The organism is Acidisphaera rubrifaciens HS-AP3, assembly GCF_000964365.1.
Classification (GTDB): domain Bacteria; phylum Pseudomonadota; class Alphaproteobacteria; order Acetobacterales; family Acetobacteraceae; genus Acidisphaera; species Acidisphaera rubrifaciens.
In genome coordinates, this window is record NZ_BANB01000824.1 from 1 (window position 1) to 1,898 (window position 1,898).

The window sequence follows — 1,898 nt, forward strand, 5'->3', positions numbered from 1 at the left end:
GACGCGGGCGGGGCCGGCGACGCGGCCGGCGACCCGCAGCGCGCGGCGCAGGATCGTGTCCTCGCCGCCGGCGGCCGCCTGGTCGCCGAGGAGGACGCCAAGCGCAGGAAGCACCCTCTGGACCGCTGGGACGAACTCGCCGCCCGCGCCGCCGAGGGACGCTTCCCCAGGGGAACCGACGTCTTCCTCACGAAATACCACGGCCTGTTCTACGTCGCCCCGGCGCAGGACAGCTACATGTGCCGGCTGCGCATCCCGGGCGGCATCCTGTCCGCCCATCAGCTTCACGGCATCGCCGACCTCGCCGATGACCGCGCCGGCGGGTACGCGGACATCACCACCCGCGCCAACCTGCAACTGCGCGAAATCCCCGCGGGAGCGGCGCCCGAGGTGCTGATGCGCCTCGCCGATCTCGGTCTTACCGCGCGCGGGTCCGGCGCGGACAACGTGCGCAACGTGACCGGCAGCCCGACCGCCGGCATCGACCCGCAGGAGCTGCTGGATACGCGGCCGCATACCCGCGCCCTGCATCACCACATCCTGAACACCCGCGACCTTTACGGCCTGCCGCGCAAGTTCAACGTCGCCTTCGACGGCGGTGGCCGCATTCCGGTGCTGGAGGACACCAACGACGTTGCCTGGAACGCGGTCGCCGTTGCCGACGGGCACGGCGTCGCCCCCGGCACCTATTATCTGCTCGGCCTCGGCGGCATCACCGGCCATCGCGACCTCGCGCGCGCGACCGGCGTGATCGTGCCGCCGGACGACGCGGTGCGTGTCACCGACGCCATCATCCGCGTCTTCATCGCCGAGGGCACGCGCACCGACCGCACCCGCGCGCGGCTCAAATATCTGCTCGATGCCTGGGGAGTCCCGCGCTTCCTCGACGCCGTGGAGGAAATCCTCGGCAGCAAGCTCGCGCGCGTGACGGACGCCGCCCTCGCCCCACGGCCGCCGCGGCAGAAGCACGGCCATCTCGGCATCCACGACCAGAAACAGCCGGGGCTCGCCTATGTCGGCATCGCGACGCCGGTCGGGCGTCTGACCAGCGCGCGGCTGCGCGGCCTCGCGGCGATCGCGGCGCGGCACGGCACGGGCACGCTCCGTCTCACCGTCTGGCAGAACCTGCTCATCGGCGACATACCGCGCGAGCGGCTCGACGCGGCGCTGGCGGACATCGCCGCGCTCGGGCTCGGCTGGGAAACATCGGCGCTGCGCGGCGGCCTCGTCGCATGCACCGGCAGCGCGGGGTGCAAGTTCGCCGCCGGCGACACCAAGCGCCACGCCGCCGCGCTCGCCGACTGGCTCGATGCCCGCATCGCAATCGACGCGCCGATCAACATCCACCTGACCGGCTGCCACCACTCCTGCGCCCAGCACTTCATCGCCGATATCGGCCTGCTCGCCTGCAAGGTCGAACAGGGCGAGGACCTGATCGAGGGCTACGACCTGCATGTCGGCGGCGGCGCCGGGGCGGAGGGACGCATCGGCCGCCTGATCCGGCCACGGCTCGCGGTCGCGGAAGTCGCGCCGGCCATCCTGGCACTGCTGCGCGCGTGGATCGGACAGCGCGCGGACGGGGAGAGCTTCTGGTCCTGGTCCGGGCGGCAGGACGAGGCGACCCTGCTGGCGGCGACCACGGGCGCCACCACGGCAGCGGACATGGGGGCAGAGGTACTGGAATCGGCCGGATGAACGCAGTCACGCCGCCGATGCCCCTGATCCCGGAGACCGCGCCGTTCACGCCCGACCAGCGCGCCTGGCTCAACGGCTTCCTCGCCGGCCTGTACGGCGGCGCCGCCGCCGGCCAGGTTTCCACCGCCGCCGCGCCCGCGCCCGCGCCGGAGGCGGCGTTTCCCTGGCACGACCCGGCGCTCGACCTCGCCGAGCGGCTGGCG

2 protein-coding genes are annotated in these 1,898 nt (G+C 73.2%); both read left to right on the plus strand.

Features of this window, described 5'->3' with window-relative positions:
* Positions 1-1,695: NirA family protein (locus tag B8460_RS18190; RefSeq protein WP_048863035.1), on the plus strand; the 1,695-nt coding region annotated here is incomplete at its 5' end.
* On the plus strand, positions 1,692-1,898 hold a 207-nt coding region (locus tag B8460_RS18195; protein ID WP_048863036.1), incomplete at its 3' end, for a hypothetical protein. The genes B8460_RS18190 and B8460_RS18195, both read left to right, overlap by 4 nt.